20 protein-coding genes are annotated in these 19,944 nt (G+C 63.8%); 11 read left to right on the top strand and 9 right to left on the bottom strand.

Annotated elements, in window-relative coordinates; translation table 11 throughout:
- Positions 1 to 44 precede the first annotated feature (44 nt).
- Both CN311_RS25005 and CN311_RS25000 read left to right on the top strand, forming a co-directional pair.
- Positions 45 to 950 (top strand): LysR family transcriptional regulator, encoded by a 906-nt coding sequence (locus tag CN311_RS25005; RefSeq protein WP_097576341.1) that lies wholly within the window; start codon positions 45 to 47, stop codon positions 948 to 950.
- A gap of 125 nt (positions 951 to 1,075) precedes the next feature.
- Positions 1,076 to 1,702 carry a hypothetical protein gene (locus CN311_RS25000; protein ID WP_097576340.1) on the top strand — a complete coding sequence of 209 codons (627 nt, stop codon included), beginning with the start codon at positions 1,076 to 1,078 and terminating at the stop codon, positions 1,700 to 1,702.
- Positions 1,703 to 1,740: 38 nt separating this feature from the next.
- On the opposite strand, the gene CN311_RS24995 is transcribed toward CN311_RS25000, so the two are convergent.
- Complete coding sequence (locus tag CN311_RS24995; RefSeq protein ID WP_097576339.1) at positions 1,741 to 2,643, bottom strand: S1C family serine protease; 903 nt, start codon at positions 2,641 to 2,643, stop codon at positions 1,741 to 1,743.
- 286 nt (positions 2,644 to 2,929) lie between these two features.
- Here CN311_RS24995 and yghU point away from each other — a divergent pair, with 286 nt between their 5' ends.
- Positions 2,930 to 3,796, top strand: a complete 867-nt coding sequence (yghU, locus tag CN311_RS24990; protein WP_097576338.1) for a glutathione-dependent disulfide-bond oxidoreductase — start codon at positions 2,930 to 2,932, stop codon at positions 3,794 to 3,796.
- 9 nt (positions 3,797 to 3,805) lie between these two features.
- Here yghU and CN311_RS24985 read toward each other — a convergent pair whose 3' ends face one another.
- Positions 3,806 to 4,588 carry a hypothetical protein gene (locus CN311_RS24985; RefSeq protein WP_097576345.1) on the bottom strand — a complete coding sequence of 261 codons (783 nt, stop codon included), beginning with the start codon at positions 4,586 to 4,588 and terminating at the stop codon, positions 3,806 to 3,808.
- Positions 4,589 to 5,217: 629 nt separating this feature from the next.
- On the opposite strand from CN311_RS24985, the gene CN311_RS24980 reads away from it, so the two are divergent.
- On the top strand, positions 5,218 to 5,958 hold the full coding sequence (locus tag CN311_RS24980) for a sulfotransferase family protein (RefSeq protein WP_097576337.1): 741 nt from the start codon (positions 5,218 to 5,220) through the stop codon (positions 5,956 to 5,958).
- A gap of 264 nt (positions 5,959 to 6,222) precedes the next feature.
- On the opposite strand, the gene minE is transcribed toward CN311_RS24980, so the two are convergent.
- The 4 genes from minE to CN311_RS24960 form a co-directional block, all read right to left on the bottom strand.
- The gene (gene minE / locus CN311_RS24975; protein ID WP_097576336.1) at positions 6,223 to 6,495 is read right to left on the bottom strand and encodes a cell division topological specificity factor MinE; all 273 of its coding nucleotides are present in this window, start codon (positions 6,493 to 6,495) and stop codon (positions 6,223 to 6,225) included.
- Positions 6,492 to 7,307, bottom strand: a complete 816-nt coding sequence (gene minD / locus CN311_RS24970) for a septum site-determining protein MinD (protein ID WP_008876959.1) — start codon at positions 7,305 to 7,307, stop codon at positions 6,492 to 6,494. Before minD ends, minE begins: the two co-directional genes overlap by 4 nt.
- A 28-nt stretch (positions 7,308 to 7,335) precedes the next feature.
- A complete protein-coding gene (gene minC, locus CN311_RS24965) occupies positions 7,336 to 8,079 on the bottom strand; it encodes a septum site-determining protein MinC (RefSeq protein ID WP_097576335.1) in 744 nt (247 codons plus the stop codon).
- Between the two features lie 347 nt (positions 8,080 to 8,426).
- Positions 8,427 to 9,680 carry an SGNH/GDSL hydrolase family protein gene (locus tag CN311_RS24960; RefSeq protein WP_097576334.1) on the bottom strand — a complete coding sequence of 418 codons (1,254 nt, stop codon included), beginning with the start codon at positions 9,678 to 9,680 and terminating at the stop codon, positions 8,427 to 8,429.
- Positions 9,681 to 10,486: 806 nt separating this feature from the next.
- Here CN311_RS24960 and CN311_RS24950 point away from each other — a divergent pair.
- The 6 genes from CN311_RS24950 (at position 10,487) to CN311_RS24925 (ending at position 16,466) form a co-directional block, all read left to right on the top strand.
- A complete protein-coding gene (locus CN311_RS24950) occupies positions 10,487 to 11,206 on the top strand; it encodes a FadR/GntR family transcriptional regulator (RefSeq protein ID WP_097576333.1) in 720 nt (239 codons plus the stop codon).
- A 55-nt stretch (positions 11,207 to 11,261) separates the two neighbouring features.
- A complete protein-coding gene (locus tag CN311_RS24945) occupies positions 11,262 to 12,236 on the top strand; it encodes a sialic acid TRAP transporter substrate-binding protein SiaP (protein WP_097576344.1) in 975 nt (324 codons plus the stop codon).
- An 84-nt stretch (positions 12,237 to 12,320) separates the two neighbouring features.
- On the top strand, positions 12,321 to 12,893 hold the full coding sequence (locus CN311_RS24940) for a TRAP transporter small permease (protein ID WP_097576343.1): 573 nt from the start codon (positions 12,321 to 12,323) through the stop codon (positions 12,891 to 12,893).
- Positions 12,894 to 12,897: 4 nt separating this feature from the next.
- Positions 12,898 to 14,304 carry a TRAP transporter large permease gene (locus CN311_RS24935; RefSeq protein ID WP_097576332.1) on the top strand — a complete coding sequence of 469 codons (1,407 nt, stop codon included), beginning with the start codon at positions 12,898 to 12,900 and terminating at the stop codon, positions 14,302 to 14,304.
- Positions 14,301 to 15,350, top strand: a complete 1,050-nt coding sequence (locus CN311_RS24930; RefSeq protein WP_097576331.1) for an L-idonate 5-dehydrogenase — start codon at positions 14,301 to 14,303, stop codon at positions 15,348 to 15,350. Before CN311_RS24935 ends, CN311_RS24930 begins: the two co-directional genes overlap by 4 nt.
- Before the next feature lie 207 nt (positions 15,351 to 15,557).
- The gene (locus CN311_RS24925; protein ID WP_097576330.1) at positions 15,558 to 16,466 is read left to right on the top strand and encodes a DMT family transporter; all 909 of its coding nucleotides are present in this window, start codon (positions 15,558 to 15,560) and stop codon (positions 16,464 to 16,466) included.
- A 52-nt stretch (positions 16,467 to 16,518) separates the two neighbouring features.
- Here CN311_RS24925 and CN311_RS24920 read toward each other — a convergent pair whose 3' ends face one another.
- Together CN311_RS24920 and CN311_RS24915 are read right to left on the bottom strand one after the other, a co-directional pair.
- Positions 16,519 to 16,803: a photosystem reaction center subunit H gene (locus CN311_RS24920; protein WP_097576329.1), complete on the bottom strand. Its 285-nt coding sequence runs from the start codon at positions 16,801 to 16,803 to the stop codon at positions 16,519 to 16,521.
- 87 nt (positions 16,804 to 16,890) lie between these two features.
- Positions 16,891 to 17,214 carry a DUF2934 domain-containing protein gene (locus CN311_RS24915; RefSeq protein ID WP_097576328.1) on the bottom strand — a complete coding sequence of 108 codons (324 nt, stop codon included), beginning with the start codon at positions 17,212 to 17,214 and terminating at the stop codon, positions 16,891 to 16,893.
- Positions 17,215 to 17,387: 173 nt separating this feature from the next.
- Here CN311_RS24915 and CN311_RS24910 point away from each other — a divergent pair, with 173 nt between their 5' ends.
- Positions 17,388 to 18,377, top strand: a complete 990-nt coding sequence (locus CN311_RS24910; RefSeq protein ID WP_165779836.1) for a L,D-transpeptidase — start codon at positions 17,388 to 17,390, stop codon at positions 18,375 to 18,377.
- A 237-nt stretch (positions 18,378 to 18,614) separates the two neighbouring features.
- Here the strand turns inward: CN311_RS24910 and CN311_RS24905 are convergent.
- Positions 18,615 to 19,944, bottom strand: a 1,330-nt coding sequence (locus tag CN311_RS24905; protein WP_097576327.1) for an NAD(P)/FAD-dependent oxidoreductase, incomplete at its 5' end; no start/stop codon positions are given.

Below are 19,944 nucleotides of genomic sequence, written 5' to 3'. Positions count from 1 at the left end.
GCTCAGGCCTTGCCAACACCATTCGGATATGGCGAACAATTGACATGGACAGTCTCGACCGGATGCGCCTTCTTGCCCGCGTGATCGAGCGCGGCAGCTTCACCGCGGCTGCCGCCGACCTCGGCCTGTCGCGATCGACCGCCACCGAGGCGATCAAGGGGCTGGAGGCGCGGCTGGGGGTGAGGTTGCTCGAACGCACGACGCGCCATGTCACCCCGACGCTGGACGGCCAGGCCTACTACCAGCGCTGCCTCGCCATCCTCGCCGATATCGAGGATGCCGAGGCCGGCTTCCAGGCGGCGCAGCCGCAGGGCCTTCTGAGGATCGACGTGCACGGTTTCATGGCCCGCCATTTCATCCTGCCGCGGCTCTCCGAATTCCTCGACCGCTACCCCAGGATCGACCTGCATATCGGCGATGGCGACCGGCTGGTCGACCTCGTGCGCGAAGGCGTCGACTGCGTGCTGCGTTCCGGCGAACAGGCCGACAGCGGCATGATCGCGCGGAAGGTGGCGACATTGCGCGAAGTCACCTGCGCCAGCCCGGCCTATCTCGAAAAGCACGGCATGCCGACAACTCCCGACGATCTCGACGGCCATCTGATGGTCGGCTTCCGCTCGTCGCGGACCGGCGAGGTCATGCCGCTCGAATTCACCATTGGTGGCGCGTTGCGCTATGTCACCCTGCCCAGCCGGGTGACGGTCAATGGCTCCGACACGATGGCGGAACTGGCGCGCCTCGGCTTCGGCCTGGTGCAAGCGCCGCACTACCGCTTCGCCGCGGATCTCGCCAAGGGCATTCTTGTCGAAGTACTGCCGGACTTTCCGCCGGCGCCGACGCCGGTATCCGCGCTCTACCCGCAGAACCGCCAGCTAGCGCCGCGCGTACGCGTATTCATCGACTGGCTGATCGGGATTTTTGGCGAGGACAAGACATCAGGCCGAGCATAGTCAAACGCCTGGGACGCTGTTCCTCGACGCCCATGGCGGATCTCCGCGCAGTGATGTAGCTTCCGCAAAATCTTCTATCGTCCTGTTTTCATTCCAGACATTTCACCCCCACCTCGGGATATGCCATGCGATCGATGCTTGTCGGCCTTGCCTTGCTGCTGGCAAGTTCTCCACTCTGCGGCGCGGCCATGGCCGAACCGATCGAAAGCCAGAAGATCATCACCGCGCTCACCGGCGACTTCAACGGCGACGGCGCCACCGACCTGGCGATGATCGTCGAGACCGAGCCCACCGACCCGATGGACATGTATTTCTTCCTTGGGGATAAGGAGCACAATTTTCTCAAGCCGGCCGGCATCGTGCGTGAGCAGATCTACGGGGAATGGAACGGCTACGACCGGCCGGGCTACGAGGCCTCCGACACCGAGCCGGAGCTGACCGCGCTGCCCAACGGCTCGATCAGGCTCTATCTGCCGGCCATGCCAACGGGAAGCGAGCGCACCAATGAGACGCTGACCATCGCCTGGCGCAACGGCGCCTTCATCGTCGCCGGCTATGCCTACGACCATCGCGACTATCTGAAGGACAATGTCGAAAGCGCCTGCGACTACAACGTTCTGACCGGCAAGGGCAAAAGCAGCAAGAAACAGCCCGATGGCGCGACGGTGGACAAGACCGTGTCGGTCGAGGGCAAGGTCATTCCCTTCGCGGAATGGAATAAAGGCACGGGCTTTGCCGCCTGCGGTGAGTGATCGTCGGAAGGCGAAGGCCGGGCAGTTCCTACGCCTCGCTACTGCAAATGCGGCTTCTTCAGAAAACTGTTGCGGTCGGCCGATTTCACGCGCAGCCAGGTTTCGCGGCCGTCGCGCACCACCCGTAGCGGGATTTCGGCGCCGGCCGGGTTCCGCCACAGCTTGCGATAGAAATCGGCCAGACCGTCGACCTCGCCGTCGCGCACGTCGGAGATGATGTCGCCTTGGCGCAGGCCGGCCCGCGCCGCCGGGCCGCCTTCGGCGACGCTCATCACCACGACCTCGCCATTGCTCTCAGCCGAGAAGGCGCCGAGCCATGGGCGCGGCGGCCGGGCCGCCTGGCCGCGCGTCAGGAGGTCGTCGAGAATGGGCGGCAGAAGATTGATCGGCACGACCATGTTGATATCGGCGATCTCGCCATTGCGGCTCATCTGCAGGAGCAGCGAGCCGATGCCGAGCAGGCTGCCGTCCTGTCCGATGAGGGCGGCGCCACCCCAGGACGGATGCGCCGGCGCGATGAAGATCGCCTCGTCCAGCAGATATTCCCAATAGCCGGCGAATTCCTGCTTGGTGACGATGTGCGCCCTGACAGAGCGGCCGACGCCGTCGGCGAGCACGACCGGATCGCCGATGCCGGCCTTGGCCGCGTCGCCGAGAGCCACCGCGGGCAACCCGAGGGGGGCCAGCGCCTGTACCAGGCCGAAGCCGGTTTCCTGGTCGTAGGCGAGCGCGTGCGCCGGCACCACGCGACCGTCATGGCTGGTCAGCCAGACCTCCTCCGCCTCGGTGATGAGATAGCCGATGGTGAGCACCAGCCCGTCGTCGCGGATGACGACGCCGCTGCCTTCCCGGTTCGTGCCCAGCGCATTGGCGGTGAAGGCATCGTCGGGGATTGAGGCGCGCACGGCCACGATGGACCGCAGGATAGTATCGATAGGCATGCTTTTGTCCCGGCAATGATCATGAGGGCCGGCTAGGCCCGGTATCCTCTATAGGTATGGCGCTCAGGGTCGCGCGCAAGGGCAGACTTCGCTTCTCTCCCCGAGGGGACCCTTGTCGGAGAAGGAGGAACCCGCGCCGGCTTCAACAATAGTTCAACGCAAGTTGAACTTTCCGCCATCCGCGCTATCTGTAGTTTGATGTAGACCGATCCTGACCGAACCGACCTCCCATCGCGCAAGCTGCCCTCCCAAGACTTCCCCCGCCAAAAACACAAGGCCTCTCCTGATGACCGAATACACACCGCCGAAAGTATGGACCTGGAACAAGGCGAATGGCGGCGCGTTCGCCAGCATCAACCGGCCGATCGCCGGCCCGACGCATGACAAGGAGCTGCCCGTCGGCAAGCATCCGCTGCAGCTCTACTCCCTGGCGACGCCCAACGGCGTCAAGGTGACGATCATGCTCGAAGAGCTTCTGGCGCTCGGCCACAGCGGCGCCGAATACGACGCCTGGCTGATCCGCATCAATGACGGCGACCAGTTCGGCAGCGGCTTCGTCGAGGTCAATCCCAACTCCAAGATCCCGGCGCTGATGGACCGCAGCGGCAAGAAGCCGATCCGCGTCTTCGAATCCGGCTCGATCCTGGTCCATCTGGCCGAAAAATTCGGCGAATTCCTGCCGACCGAGCAACCGGCGCGCGCGGAAACCTTGTCATGGCTGTTCTGGCAGATGGGCTCGGCGCCCTATCTCGGCGGCGGCTTCGGCCATTTCTATGCCTATGCCCCGGAAAAGATCGAATATGCCATCGACCGCTTCGCCATGGAGACCAAGCGCCAGCTTGATGTGCTCGACCGGCGGCTGGCCGAGACCGAATATCTGGCCGGCGCCGACTACACCATCGCCGACATGGCGGTGTGGCCTTGGTATGGCGGTCTGGCGCTCGGCCGCATGTACAATGATTCCGGCGAGTTCCTCTCGGTCCAGGAATACAAGAACGTCCAGCGCTGGGCCGCCGCCATCGACGCACGGCCGGCGGTGCAGCGCGGCCGCATGGTCAACCGCGCCTTCGGCGAACCCGCCATGCAGTTGCACGAGCGCCACGACGCCAGCGATTTCGAAACCAGGACGCAGGACAAGCTGGCGGCGGAGTAAGCTGAGCCCTCAAGCTGCCGGTCGGCCCCTTTCCACAGCCGACATCCACAGCCGGTCGATGTCGGCGAGATACGTCTCGTCGATCTCGTCGAGATGCGTCCAGTACATGCCGTCCTCGTAGAAATAGCCGAGATCCTGTTCGATCTCCTCCGCCCTGTCGGCCTTGTCGAGCTCGATGCCGGCAAGGATCTCCGCTTTCATTTCGGCAATCCTCGAATGGGAAAGGCCATTCAATTCATCGACTGTCAGCCTCGGAAAGATGAGCCGGCTGCGAGGCAGATTGGACAGGTTGACGCACAGGCAGTCCCGCCTGAGCGCCTGGACGAGCAGGCGCGCGGACTTCGCCTCGAGATTGCGCAGCGTCGGGTCGTCACGCAGCGGATCGGCGCGGCCGATGCCGTAGAAATGCGTGTTGCCGACCTGGTCGTAAATCATGTCGCAGCCAAGGAACGCCAGCACGTCGGGCTTCTGGCTGTGGATCGTCCAGTAGGCCGCCGTCATCGCCATGGTGCCGCCGGCATAGACAAAGCCGCCGAAGGCGTTCTGCGCCGGCACGTAATGCGCGGCGCTGAAGATCTCAGCCTGCCGCAGGACGTCGCCCCGCGGCAGCCGGTCCGCCGGAAAATCACCGGCATGGACGAGGAAATCCCAGTCGGGGCGCACGCGCCAGGCATTGTTGATGGCGACGATCCTGCTGAAGGCCTGCTTTGGCCAGGTCTCGCAGCGCACCACATCGGGCGCGCTGCCAAGCAAGAGGATCACGCGTGGCGGTCCGGAGGCGTCGAGAGCCATGGCATTCCTCATTCGACCGGCGCATCCGATAGTACCTTACCGACCTGTCGTCGGACGGCTTTTTACATCTCCAGGCCGCCATCGGCCAGTGCCCATCTGAACCGCCAGCCGGCGCGGCCGGGAGCGTCGGCATTCCACCCCGGACGAGGTCGGGCAAGCCTCGGGCAACGTTTTACATCGGCCCTCCCCTAGCCCATAAGTATCAGAGCGATATATATTGTTTGACTAAAGTAACGGAACGTCCAATGCACGTTCCCAGAACCTAACAAGTCCGCGCCCAACTGGTGGGATCAGGTCTAGACCATCTGGTCTATTGGTTAACGGGCCTGAAGACATTTTAACAATTCCAAATGATTCGTGGCACTCGCCGGTGGCGACGCTCCCTGGCGTCCGCTGGCTCACTCAAAAAGGCAGCCAAATCCGTTACGGGCAGAGATGATGGAAATTCGTTGCGCGCCGACGCGTCTGGGCGCACCATAATCGCCGTGGACTGATATAAAAGAGTATGAGTCCATCGCATCTGCCGTGAATTCAGAATCGATTTTCGGAAAAGGCACGATGCGGATTCGAGGGGCGGAGTGTCCTTTGCGCGTTCCAGGACGCGCGGCGCTCCGATCGGGGGATGGGGAATGACGCTCAAGCTCATCGGGGCCGGTTTCGGCCGCACCGGCACATGGTCGACCTTCGCCGCACTGAACCGGCTCGGCCTGCCCTGCTATCACATGCAGGAAGTGATCCTGAACAAGGCCAACAAGGGCCATCTCGACTTCTGGCGCATGGTGGCGAACAGCCCGCCGGGCAGCAAACATGACTGGAACCGGGTCTTTGCCAACTACACCGCGACGGTCGACAATCCAGGCTGCTGCGTGTGGAAGGAATTGCTGGCCGCAAATCCCGACGCCAAGGTGCTGCTGACGCTGCATCCGCGCGGCGCCGAAGCCTGGTACGACAGCACGATCGACACGATCTACTTCACCGAGAATGTCTGGCAGTTCAAGGTCCTGGAGTGGCTGACGCCGTTCGGCGCAAAATTCGGCGACATGTCGCGCAAGCTGATCTGGGGCCGCACGCTGGCCGGCGTGATGGGCGACCGCGACAGCGCCGTCGCGCGCTACAACGCCTACACCGAGGAGGTAAAGGCGGCCGTGCCGCCGGAGAAGCTGCTGGTGTTCAAGGTGACCGATGGCTGGGCGCCGCTGTGCCGGTTTCTCGGCGTGGCCGAGCCGGCCGAGCCGTTCCCCAACCTCAATGACCGCGAAAGCGTCAAGAAGATCATCCGCGACATCATCAAGGGCGCCTACATCATGCTGGGCCTGTCGGTGGCCGGTGTGATCGCGGTGCTTGGCCTGCTGTGGTGGTGGCTGGGGTAGCGGCGGCGGGGATGCCGGCATCGCCGCTCGCCCAGGATTAGACTCGCAAAGCGCCGCTCAGAGACCGTTTCGAAATTCGCTCTGGCGAGTCATATGATGGTGGTTTCGAGAACCGGCCTATGCCGGCCGTAGCCTTCATAGGACGGAGGCGCCTATGAGGGCTTCGGCCGGCGAAGGCCGGAGCGGAGCGTACTTGAGTACGTGAGCACCAGAAGCGCAGAAAACGCCATCAGATGGCCGCCAGAGTAGAATTTCCAAACGGTCTCAACCCGCCATCGCCAGCGGGGCGGCACTTTTGTTGGGGATCTGGATATCGATCTCCAGCGTCGACATCGTCTGGCCGCGATCCATCGAGACCTTGAGGTAATCCTGGTCGATCTGCACGTGCTTGGCGATGACCGCCATGATCTCCTCGCGCAGGATGGAAACCAGATCGGGCTGGCTGCGGTTGCGGCGCTCATAGGCGAGCAGCACCTGCAGCCGCTCGCGCGCCACCGGCGCGCTGCCGCGCCGCCTGAAGAGTTCGAGCAGGTTCATGCCGCCCTCCTTCCCAACAGCCGGTCGAGGAAGCCCTTGCGCTCGAACGGCACGACGACCGGCAAGTCCTCGCCCTCGAGCCTTTTGGCCGCGTCGATATAGGCGCGGGCGGCGGAATTCAGGGGTTCGCTCAGCGTTACCGGCGAACCGAGGTTGGAAGCCCTGAGCACATCTTGGCTCTCGGGGATGATGCCGAGCAGCGGCGTCGACAGGATTTCCAGCACATCGTCGATGTTGAGCATCTCGCCGCGCGCGGCGCGCCCCGCGTCGTAGCGCGTGACCAGCACGTGCTTGGCGATCTGCTCGCCCTGCTCGGCCTTCATGGTGCGGGCGTCGAGCAGGCCGATGATGCGGTCGGAATCGCGCACCGAGCTGACTTCCGGGTTGGTGACGATGACCGCCTCGTCGGCAAAGCGCATGGCCAGCTGCGCGCCGCGCTCGATGCCGGCCGGGCTGTCGCAGAAGACATAGTCGAACACCGAGCGCAGCCGCTCGATCACCTCGCCGACGCCCTCCTCGGTCAGCGCGTCCTTGTCGCGCGTCTGCGAGGCCGGCAGCAGGAACAGCGTCTCGACCCGCTTGTCGCGGATCAGCGCCTGCGAGAGTTTGGCAGAGCCCTGGATGACGTTGACCAGGTCGAACACCACGCGCCTTTCGGCGCCCATGATCAAATCGAGATTCCGCAAGCCGACGTCGAAGTCGACAAGGGCCACCTTCTTGCCGGTTTTGGCGACCGCGGCGCCCAGTGCCGCCGTCGAGGTCGTCTTGCCGACGCCCCCCTTGCCCGACGTGACCACCACTACCTTGCCCATGAAAAATGCCTCCTTTGTTGTTGTCTTGTCAGCCGAGCGCCGCGATGCGCAGCGTGTCATTGTCGAGAAACGCCTGGACGGCCTTGCCGCGCACGGACGCTTCCATCTCCTCGGCGGTGCAGTACCAGCCATCCACCGACAGCAATTCGGCTTCGTTCCTGCGGCAGAAGATGCGCGCCGCCGAATTGCCGAGCACGCCGGCCGAAGCCCGCCCACGCAGCGTGCCGTAGACGTGGATGGAACCCGAGGCCACGATCTCGGAGCCGGAGGCGACGGAACCCAGCACGATGACATCGCCATGCGCGTGGAACACCGACTGGCCCGAGCGGATCGGCGTCTTGACCATCAGCGTATCGCCGCCCAGCCGCGCCTGGCTGCCCTCGTCCGCCTTCGCCTCTTCCGGCTTGCCCGCGGCAGCCGCGGCCTTGGCGCCGGCCAGCAGTCCGTCCGACGTCGCCTCCTTGGCGCCGATCAGCGCCGGCGGCAGGTGGGCGCCAAGCGCCGCGCCGCCTTCGAGCTCAATGGCATAGATGCGGATGCCGCGATGGCCGAGCTCGACGACCAGCGTTTCGATCTGGCTCACCTCGGGCTTCAGCACATTGAGATCGAGCAGCACCGGGCGGCCGGTGAAATAGCCCGGCGAGTTGCCGATCCAGCGGTCGAGGCTCTCCAGCCACTCCGAAAGCGGCGCCTCCGGCGTCAGCGTGAAGGCGACGAAGGAGCGGGCGCGAAAGCGGATGGATTTGGCCTCGAGGGGGGCGGCAAAGGTCACTGGCGGCGAATCCTTACTGAGTGGTTAAACGCTAGGCCAGGCATGGTTAACGAAAGGTTAATGGGCGGTGTTTTGCGGCCTCGCGAAATAGCGCGTTGCGACAGGAGCAAGCCGGCGCTCGGCACAAGAAGCGGGTCGTCGCCGCGCAGGTAGTCTGGCGTCGCCTTTGGGGTGAGAGCGGACTGGCAGGTTCTGGTTCTAAATCTCGACAACCGGACGTTCGTGCCGCGGAAGCTACCCGTCTGACCGGAATCCGTCCGTGAAGTGAAGTTTCTCGCGCGCGTGCGGCGTGGTGTGGTGCCACCACGCCGTCGATTCGCTTAGCTGTCACACGGTCGGCTACCCAGCTATTGAGCAGAAAGCACGCCGAGGTCGATAGCTCCGGCCATGGCATTGTAGCCTGCCGGGTTGGGATGCAAGTGATCGCCCTTGTCGAATTCCGCCTTGATGTAGCCGGGCTTTGCCGGGTCGACCACCGCCTTGTCGAAGTCGATGACGGCGTCGAACGCTCCGGAACGGATGAAGTCGTTCACGGCCAGACGGATCTTCTCTTTGTCCTCGGTGTAGTAGCCCTCGAAGGGCGAGCCTGCGAAGGCGTCGCCGAATGGTGTCAAGGTAGCGCCGACGATGCGCATGCCGTCGGCGTGGGCGCGTGCGATCAACTGTTTGTAGCCGGCGATGATTTGCTCGGCAGCGGGTTGGGTGTCGGACGGCGCCAGGCCGGTTCCCGGCCAGCCGATATCGTTGATGCCCATCATCAGCACGACCGTGTCGGCGCGCGCCTGGTTGAGTACATCGCGGTCGAAGCGGGCCAGCGCGTTGACGCCCATCCTGTCCGATAGGATCTTTGCCCCGGAAATCCCCTGGTTGAGCACGGCTACCGGTGCCCCGCCGGCCTCTTGCAGCCGCTTGGCAAGGGTATCAGGCCAGCGGTCGTTGCCGTCGATGGTGGAGCCATCGCCGTCGGTGATCGAGTCGCCGAAAAGGACCACGGCACGCGCGCCGTCGGCCGCGTCAACCATGATCCCGGACAGGAACACGCGCTGCGTCTGTGTCGAGTCCGCCTTCAGATCGGCCTCGCCGGTCTTGTCGCCGGCGGCCACATAGGCAGTTTGGTGCCCGTCCCAATGCATGGTCGTGGCAGCCGCGCTTTCGGGGAAGTACAGGCTGACGGAGAGTTCGGAAAGCGGCGCCACAGTCAAGTCGACGGGATCGCTGATGGCGGGAGCACCGGGGGGAATGGTGATAGAGCTTTCGCCGCCGAAGGTCAGGACGCGGTCGGACTCGGGCTTGATCGCCGCTCCGTCGGTGGTGATGGCGACATGGGCGGCCCCGACCCTAAGCGGCTGTGTGCCATACTCGTTGGAAAGGACGATGCGCACCTTGCTGCCGCCTATGCTGATACGCGCGACTTGCCGGATCGTGCTGCGGAAATAGTTGCTGGGAAAGCCGAGCGGAATCGGAAAGTCGGCCTGCCAAACCGGCTGCGGGCTTGCGGTCCAGGTGCCGATCCATTCGGTCGAGTCTTGCGCGGTAGCGGGCAGTAATGACACAAAGGATAGAGCCGCGCCCGCCAAAATTGCGGATACAAGCCTGTACATGATGTCCTCCCTTTGCCGGCATAGCGATTGCCAGCGTGTTGACGCTCCCTGTTGCCCGAGGTGAAGACTGAACTGGCCGGGAATCGCTGTCAACGTTCCGTGCGAACGTCAGGGAACGACACAGGACTGGGCTCTGGCTGCCGCCCAGTAGCGCTTTGTCGCATCAGCGTCCTGCGTCACGCCCCGCAGCGCGCCAGTTCCGGCGATGCCGAAACGGAGCGCCTGGCAACGAGCGGCACTGCCGGTGCCGGCGCGTGGTTCCCGCGGTTGCGGGGTGAGGGTCTGCTGAGGGTGATAAGCAGATTTTGCAGACCGTGAAATGCGCGCCCTGCTAGCGGCACAACGTCCTGCCACGACGCTCCCGCTTCTCCGCATTGGACCGCCATGTCGGCGGGGCTGCCATCTGGTCATGCCGTCTGCTGTGAGATATCCGGCTGCACCGTCACATGAGTTCAGCCGTGAAGACTTCGAGCCTGGCAGGCGCCCCGACGATCCCGGTGCTTATATGCGCGCTGGCGATCTTCCTATTGTCCGCCTATTGTCCGCGATGGATGTGGCGATGAAGGTCTTGGTTATCGCCGTGGGCGTCTACAACACCGTGCTGTGGCGCAGCATGCTGGCGGCTCTGGTCGCGGGCGCGGGTTGGTCGGCGGGGCCCCGCACGGAGGCGGCGGCTTGGCACAGATTCGAGGCTCCGCCGATGAGACCCTTACATCGCTCTTGACTCGTGCTGTTCACCCGCTAAAGGTCAATTGGCCAGACCAATTTACCAAATTGGAGAGAAGACGACTTCGGGAGCAGGAGCGATGCCTATCCAGGCTGTTGAGCCGCGTCGGCTCTATCGACAGGTCGCCGATCAATTGAGGCAGCTGATCGGTTCTGGTGAGTTTGGCGTTGGCGATCGTCTGCCGACGGAGCGGGAATTGGCCGACCAGTTGGGAATCTCGCGTCCGACGGTCCGTGAAGCGCTAATAGCGCTCGAGGTTGAGGGCCGCATACGCATTCGCGTCGGCTCTGGCATCTACGTCACTGCCCCGCCGCGCGCCGAAATACTCGCCGCAGAAACGGATGAAGGCCCGTTCGAACTGCTGCGGGCGCGGGAGTTCATCGAAGGTGCGATCGCCGCGGAAGCCGCTCTCCAGGTTCGGTCGACCGATCTCGATCTGCTGGACGATGCGCTGCGCCGGATGGACGACATAAGCCTGCCTGCCACGACGACCATCATGCTTGACCGGGAATTCCATACGACGGTGGCGGGCATCCTCGGCAACGCGGTGCTGGTGCGTTTTATCGGCGAGATGTTCGACCAGCGCATGAACCCCTATTTCGAACGGCTCTCGAGCTATTTCGAGAACAAGGACTCATGGCTGGCCGCCGCGGCAGAGCATCGCGCGGTGCGCGACGCAATAGCGGCGCGCGATCCGGAAAGGGCAAAGGCAGCGATGCAGGAACATCTGCGTCGGTCGCAACTTCGATTCTCACGCAATTTCGGTGAGAGCCCCGCAACCATGGAGGTTGCGGAATAGAACCGGCCGGGAGGAGATCCGGCCGTCATCGGTCCAACCACAGGGAGGAATGAAGATGTTTTCAAGGTATACCGCACTGCTCTGCGCGATCGCCACGGTCGCTCTGCCCATGGCTTCGGCCTCGGCACAAACGGCGTTGAAATGGGCGCATGTGTATGAAACGTCCGAGCCCTTCCACACGGAGGCCGTGTGGGCGGCAGAAGAAATCAAGAAGCGCACCGACGGCCGCTATACGATCGACGTGTTTCCGGCGTCCCAACTCGGCAAGGAAGCCGATATCAATCAGGGTCTGACCCTGGGCACGGTCGACATCATCATTTCCGGATCAAGCTTCGCGGCGCGCGAATTCCCGCCGATCGGGGTGACCTATTTTCCGTTCACCTTCCGCGACGCCGACCACCTGCTCGCTTACGCGAAAAGCGACAAATACAAGGAACTGACCCGCGGCTACGAGGAAGCATCCGGCCATCACATCACAGCAACGACCTACTACGGCACGCGCCATACCACCTCGAACCGGCCTATCGCGAAATGCGCGGACATGGCGGGCCTGAAGATCCGGGTGCCGGATGTGCCGGCCTACCTCGCAATGCCGCGCGCCTGCGGTGCCAACACTGCGCCGATCGCCTTTGCCGAGGTCTATCTGGCTTTGCAGCAGGGCACGGTCGAGGCACAGGAAAACCCGCTGACGACGATCGACGCGAAGAAATTCTACGAGGTGCAGAAGCACATCGTCCTGACCGGTCATATCGTCGACCATCTCAACACGATCGTGTCGAAATCGCGCTGGGCCGAGCTCTCTGACGCGGACAAGGCGATCTTCACCGAAGTGATGCAGGAAGCCGCCGCGCGCGCCACCAAGATCATCGTGGATCGCGAGAAGGGCCTCGTTCAGACCTTCAAGGACCGCGGCCTGACCGTGACCGAAGTCGATCGGGCCGACTTCGAGAAGAACGTGATGGAAAAAGTGACGTTCGAGGAGTTCGGCTACCGCAAGGCAGATTGGGAGGCGATCCGCGCCATCAAGTAATCGCTTTCAAACCGGTCCGGCGTATCTGCGTCCGGACCGGTTTGGACAACGACATCGCAGGTCGTTCAACCCGGAGCCATGCCGATGACTGAAGAGATTCACAACCCGGTGACAGCCGAAGAACTGGCGCATGCCTTCGAGGAGGAGACCGCGCCCGTCGACCTCTCTCGCTACGCAGTCGAGGACTGGGCGACACTCGCAGTGTTCTGGGGCATGTCGTTCTGCGTCTTCCTGCAGTTCTTCACCCGCTATGTCCTCAACAACAGCTATGCCTGGACCGAAGAGATCGCGATCAACTGCCTTGTCGTCGTCGTGTTTCTGGGTTCCGTGATGTGCACCCGCATGTCGCGCCACATCCAGGTCGATGTGCTCTACCACTATCTGCCGGCGCGGGTCGGGCGCTATCTGGCGCTTGCGGTGAACCTGATCACCATCGGCTTTTTCGCCTACATGTCCTGGCTTCTGTGGCGCTATGTCGGGATCGTCCACCGCGAGCGGATGGTCACGATCAACCTTCCGCGCAACATCGTCTTCTACTCCGTGTTCGCCGGCTTCGTGCTGATGATGCTTCGCGCGATCCAGGTGTTCGTCGGCAACATTCGCCGCGGATACTCGGTGCTCGAGCGCCCCGCCGCATTCGAAGGGTTGGGGGAGTAAGGCGATGCTGCTTTTGATCGGTGCCTTTCTCGTCCTGATGCTGATCGGTGTGCCCGTCGCCGTGTCGATGGCTGTCTCGTCGCTGCTTTACCTCGTCTTCTACGGTGTGGCGCCCGACATCATCGCCGCGCAGCGCATGATCGCCGGCGTCGAGAGTTTTCCGCTGCTCGCCGTGCCCTTCTTCATCTTTGCCGGCAATCTCATGAACATCGCCGGCGTCACCGGGCGCATCTATTCGTTCGCGCTGGCACTTGTCGGGTGGATGAAGGGCGGCCTCGCTCAGGTGAACATTATCGGATCGGTGGTTTTCGCTGGCATGTCGGGCGCGGCCCTCGCAGATGCTGCCGGGATCGGTACGATCGAGATCAAGGCCATGCGTGATCACGGCTATCCGGTCGAGGCGGCTGTCGGCGTCACCGCTGCATCCTCGACGCTCGGCCCGATCTTTCCGCCGTCTCTGCCCTTTGTCATCTACGGTATGATGGCCAACGTCTCCATCGGTGCGCTGTTCATGGCAGGCATCCTGCCCGGCGTCGTCATGACGGTGCTGATGATGGTGACGGTCGCCATCTTCGCCTATCGCCGCGGCTGGGGCTCCGACACGCCCTTCGAACTGCGCAAACTCGGCGCCGCGTCTCTCGAGATACTGATCGTCGCCTGCTTTCCGGTCCTGGTCTACATATTGGTGAGCGCCGGGTTGTCGCTCAACATCTCCGTCGGCATCGCTCTCGCGGTTCTGATCGCCTGCGACTGGTATTTCGACTTCTCCGCCGTGATGGCTTTGATGACGCCCATCATCCTGATCGGCGGCATGACAATGGGTTGGTTCACGCCAACCGAGGCGGCCATGGCCGCGGTCATCTGGTCGCTGTTCCTGGGGCTCGTGCGCTATCGCACGATGACATTCGCAACGCTGGCCAAGGCCAGCTTCGACACGATCGAGACGACGGCGTCGGTTCTGTTCATCGTCACCGCAGCGTCGATCTTCGCGTGGCTGCTAACCGTCAGCCAAGCGGCGCAGATGTTCTCGATATTCATCACCTCGCTGACAGAGAACAAATGGGTGTTCCTGATTCTGATCAACATCCTGATGCTGGTGGTGGGATGCTTTCTTGATACCATCGCCGCGATCACCATCCTCGTGCCGATCCTGTTGCCCATCGTCGTCCTGTACGGCATCGATCCCGTGCACTTCGGCCTGATCATGACGCTCAACCTGATGATCGGCCTTCTGCATCCGCCGCTCGGCATGGTGCTGTTCGTTCTCTCGCGGATCGCCAAGTTGTCGGTCGAGCGCACGACGATGGCGATCCTGCCCTGGCTTGTGCCGTTGCTGGTCGCGCTGATCCTGATCACCTTCATTCCGGCCATCACGCTGTGGCTGCCGACACAAATGGGACTGATCAAATGACCGGCACTGTGATCGCCGCGACGTTGTTCAGCCCCGAAGACCTGCGCATGGTGGAGCGTCCGCTCGAACCCCTTGTGTCGGGCATGGTGCGCGTGCGTTTCGGCGCTGGCGGCATATGCGGCTCCGACCTGCACTATTTCCGCCATGCGCGGACCGGCGATTTCGTCGTCACATCTCCGCTCGTACTCGGTCACGAGGTTGCCGGAGAGATTGTCGAGATCAACGCCGCGGCGTCCGGACTTGCCATCGGTGACCGTGTTGCGGTCAACCCGTCGCGGTGGTGCGGACATTGTGCGCGATGCGCCGAAGGCCGCGCCAATCTCTGCGAGAACATCTACTTCATGGGTTCGGCTTCCAGGACGCCGCATATGCAAGGCGGGTTCGCCAGCGTCTTCGACGCCACGCCGGCGCAATGCGTCAAGGTCCCGCAGCATGTGTCATATCAAGCGGCGGCGCTCGCCGAGCCGCTCGCCGTCAGCCTGCACGCAGTGGCGCGAGCCGGCGCGATCGCTGACAGGAATGTCATCCTCTTCGGCGCCGGGCCGATCGGACTTCTCACCATGCTCGCGGCCAGGTTCAAAGGCTGCGGCGGGATAACTGTCGCCGACATAGCCGCGGCGCCGCTCGCCTTCGCCACCCGGCTGGGTGCAGATCAGACGATCGATCTTTCCGGCGGCGATGCCGAACTCAAGGCGCTTGCCGCCGACAGACCATTCGATATTGCTTTGGAAATTTCAGGCACCGCGGCCGGCCTCACCGCGGCGATCGCCAGCGTCCGGCGCGGCGGCGTCGTCGTCCAGGTCGGCAATCTGCCGGGCGGCCAGATCCCGGTGCCGGGCAACGCCGTCATGGCCAAGGAGATCGACCTGAAGGGGTCATTCCGTTTCGGCGCCGAATTCAATCACGCGGTCGCTCTCATCGTCGATGGAGAAGTCGAGGTCTTGAAGCTGGTTACCGCCGAACGCGTCCTTTCGTCCGCGCCCGAGGCCTTCCGCCTCGCCGCCGACCGCTCCCAAAGCGTCAAGGTTGTTCTGACTGCGGAGTGATCGAGGTGCATGCTGCGGCGCTGGGATCGCCTGGCGTCGCCATAAGCAGATTTTGCGGACCGTGAAATGCGCGCCCTGCGAGCGGCACAACGTCCTGCCACGACGCTCCCGCCTGCCCGCATTGGACCGCCATGTCGGCGGGGCTGCCATCTGGTCATGCCGTTTGCTGTGAGATATCCGGCTGCAACCGTCACATGAGTTCAGCCCGTGAAGACATCGAGCCTGACAGGCGCCCCGACGATCCCGGTGCTCATTTGCGCGCTGGCGATCTTCCTCTTGTCGGCGATGGATGTGGCGATGAAGGTCCTGGTTCTCGCCGTGGGCGTCTACAACACCGTGCTGTGGCGCAGCATGCTGGCGGCTCTGGTCGCGGGCGCGGGTTGGTCGGCGGGGCCGCGCACGCTGCCAACCATTCCGGTGCTGGGGCTGCATGCGCTGCGCGCCGTGATCGTCGGCATCGTCATACTATGCTTCTTCTGGGGGCTCGCCAGGCTGCCGCTGGCGGAGGCGATCGGGCTCAGCTTCATCGCGCCCCTGTTCGCGCTGTTCCTCGCCGCGCTGCTGCTGGGCGAACGCATCCGGCGGCAGGCGATCTGGGCGTCGATGGCCGGCCTCGCCGGCGTTGCGATCATCATGGCCGGCCAGTTCGGGCGGGCAAGCTATTCGCAGGACGCCGTGCTGGGCACGGCTTCCGTGCTCGTATCGACGGTGTTCTACGCCTACAATCTGGTGCTTGCCCGGCAACAGGCGCTGCTGGCCAAGCCGATCGAGATCATGTTCTTCCAGAACCTCGCCATCGCAGTCATCCTCGGCCTCGCCGCGCCATGGCTCGCCGTCGCGCTGCCGGCCAATCTCTGGCTTCCCCTGGCCGGGGTGACGGCGCTGTCGCTTGTCGGCCAATTCCTGATGAGCTGGTCCTACGCCCGCGCCGAAGCGCAATACCTGATCCCGACGGAATATTCGGCCTTCATCTGGGCGGTCGCGCTTGGCTGGCTCATCTTCGAAGAGGCGGTCACCTGGACGACGTTGGCCGGGGCGTGCCTGATCATCGCCGGCTGCCTGATCGCCATGCGGGCGAACCCCAGACTGGCCGAGCCGATCGAGGCGACAATCTGAGGAACGCCATGCACGGCCGAGAAGAAAGGCCCGGACTTTGCCGGGCCTTCGTTCAGTCGCGGTGCTCGGGCATGTCTTTTAGCTGGTCCTTCGTCCAGCTGGTAACGGCATGGACGTCGCCGTCCTCGTCGCGCATGAAGTCAAGCTGGTTGGCGGCAACGGCCACGGGCTTGGCGCCGATGCCCAGGAAGCCGCCGACATCGATGACGACCTGGCTGCCGTGCAGATGATCGACGGAGCCGATCTTTTCGTCCTCGGGGCCATAGATGGTGGCGCCTTCGAGTAGGTCCGGGGTTAGCTCCGCATTGCTGAGCCGTATGTGGTTGGCATGGTCCATGACTGGTCTCCTTCCGTTTAGACAGGATCAACCTGTGAGGCGGCCAAGAGTTCCGACGAAGGACTGCCTGCGCTGGCTACAGGCCGGCTAACGCCGGCGTTTCATCTCGAGGCTGCGCGCGGCCTGCTCGATTGCCGCGCGATCCCCGCCCAGCCTGTCGATCAGCTCCTGCGCTTCATCGCCCGATATGCCGGTGCGCATGGCCAGCGCTTCGACCGTCAGCACGTCGGAGCTGGCGATCTCGCCGGTTTCAGGCAAGGCATCGTCCGCGGTCAGCGGCAAAGCGGCTTCCCGGTCGATTTCCGCCTCGGCCTGGTGCCAGTGCCGCTCGTGATCGCCGTGCATGCCACCCTCGCGTTGCCAGATCTGGTGTGCCCGCTCTTGGATCTTGTTGTGCCGATCGTCGCCCATTTTCTGCTCCTCCGTTGCGTATCTCCTTGAACGCCGCACGCGCCCGAACGATCCCAGGAATTTGCGAACTGGCACGGGCAGACCGGTGCCTGCTTGAATTTATTCATCGCCGCATTACGCTGGATGAACTCGCCGACGCTTGAAACCAATTCTCGACTTGAGGGGGTCTGGGAATGATCGACAGACGCGGATTCTGGATGGGCCTTGCGGCCTCGGCAGCCTTGGTCCGGGTGGGCCTGCCCGGCGCCTTCGCCGCCCGTGTCGACAAGACCGCCGAATTCCTCGCCAATGGCGAGTTCAACTGGTTTCCCGAACGCTCGCCGAGCGGGCCCGTGGTGGTCATCGTCTCGATCCCCGACCAGGTGGTTCACGTCTATCGCAACGGCATCCGCATTGCCGCCTCCACCTGCTCGACCGGCAAGGCGGGCCACGAGACGCCGACCGGCGTGTTCAAGATCCTGGAGAAGGACAAGGACCACAAGTCGAGCACCTACAATGACGCGCCGATGCCGAACATGAACCGGCTGACCTGGTCGGGTGTAGCGCTCCACGCCGGCAATCTGCCCGGCTACCCGGCCTCGCATGGCTGCGTTCGCCTGCCCATGGGGTTTTCGGCACTGCTGTTCTCCATCACCAAGGTGGGCATGACGGTGGTGATCGCCGACGAGGATTCGCAGCCGAGTTCGGTCGTGCATCCCGGCATGGTGCTTGGCGACTATGGAAAAAAGGCCTTTGGCGCGGTGGATGCGTCGATCAAGCGTCACGAATATTCCGAGGGTCGGACGGAAAAGGCGACAACCACCAGCATCGTCGTCAGCGGCCGCGACCGCAGCCTGACGCTGTGGGAAAATGGCCGCATCACCGCGACCGGCAAGGTCGATATCGCCAATCCGAAGAAGCCGATCGGCAGCCATCTCTATACGCTGACCGGGGTCGACGAGAACAATGCGCAACTGACCTGGACGTCGATGGCCTATTCATCGAAGGACCGGGCGTCGGACACCGAAGCCTTGCAAAGGATCAAGGCCTATCCCGACATATTGAAGAAGGTGCAAAAGGCGATGCGGCAAGGCATGACGCTGGTCACCACCGACGATTCCAGCAATTCAGGCAACCGCAGCGCCGACAACTTCACGATCTTCAGCGGTGTGGGCCTGTATTGACGCATGTTCCCTGCGTTTGCGCGCAGGCTAATCGCATATGGAAGCGCGAAGCCCCCCTCTCCGTCTCGGCTTCGCCGAGCCACCTCTCCCCCATTTCATGGGGGCGAGGAAACGCTAACCGCCAAGGTCGCGACCCTGAAAAGCTTGGGTTCCTCGCCCCCACAACGTGGGGGAGAGGTGGCTCGGCGAAGCCGAGACGGAGAGGGGGAAATCGTAAAACGCGATAGAGCGAAAGCCTTAGCGGCGCGCCTTCTCATGCGCCAGATACTGGTGGACGAAGGCGATCGCCATGCTGCCCTCGCCGACGGCCGAGGCCACGCGCTTGACCGGGCTCAGCCGCACGTCGCCGCAGGCGAAGATACCGGGCGCGCTGGTTTCGAGCAGATAGGGGTCGCGCTCCCGCGACCAGCCGCCGGCCTTCTTCACATCGTCGCCGGTCAGCACATAGCCGCGTTGATCACGCACAACATCGGCCGGCAGCCATTCGGTCTCCGCATTGGCGCCGATGAACACGAACAGCCCGCCGCACTCGTGCCGGCTCACCTCGTTCGTGGTTTTGTCGAGAATATCGATCGCCGTCAGGTGCGTCTCGCCATGCACGGCCTGGACTTCCGCGCGCAGCCGGACCTTGACGTTCGATCTCATCCTGAGCTGCTCGATCAGGTAGTGGGACATGCTGTCGCCAAGCGACGGCCCGCGCACCAGCAGCGTCACGCTGCGCGCATGGCCGGAAAAATACATCGCCGCCTGGCCGGCCGAATTGCCGGCGCCGATCAGGTAGACATCCTGGCCGTGGGTGGCGCTGGCCTCGCTGCGCGCCGCGCCGTAATAGACGCCCTTGCCGATCAGCCGGTCGAACCCGTCGATGCCGAGCCGCCGCCACGTCACGCCGGTCGCCAGGATCAGGCTGCGCGCCCGCACGACATCGGTGCCGTCGAGATGGAGATCATGCGTGGCCGTGTCGATGCCGGCGACCGCGCGGGTGACCAGGATTTCGGCGCCCAGCCGCCGCGCCTGCTGCAGCGCGCGGCTGGCCAGTTCGTCGCCGGAAATGCCGCTGGGAAAGCCGAGATAGTTCTCGATGCGCGACGAAGTTCCCGCCTGCCCGCCGGGCGCCTCGCGCTCGACGACGATGGTGCGCAGCCCCTCGGACGCGCCATACACCGCCGCCGCGAGCCCGGCCGGCCCGCCGCCGATGATGGCGACATCATATTCGGTGCCGCGCGGCCGCGTCTGCAGCCCGAGGCGAATGGCAAGATCGCGCACGGCCGGATTTTCCATGATCTCGCCATCCGCCAGCCGGGCGACGGGACCATCGAACGCCGGCCGGCCCGCCCAGAACGCCTCGGCATCCGCCGTGTCGGGCAACAGCCAGTTGAACGAGATCTGGTTGCGGGCCAGGAACCGGCGCAGCTCCCCGCACGCCGTATCCCAGCGATGGCCGACCAGCGTGACGCGCGGCTGCTGCGGCTCGGCGGTGATGCTTTGCAGCCCGCCCATCCGCTCGCGCGCCAGCGCGCTGACCTTCTGCGCCACCTCCTTGGAGACCGCGGCGAGGGAATAGTAT

The sequence above is a fragment of the Mesorhizobium sanjuanii genome (assembly GCF_002529485.1).
GTDB lineage: Bacteria > Pseudomonadota > Alphaproteobacteria > Rhizobiales > Rhizobiaceae > Mesorhizobium > Mesorhizobium sanjuanii.
This window is presented reverse-complemented; position numbering and strand designations above follow the sequence as displayed.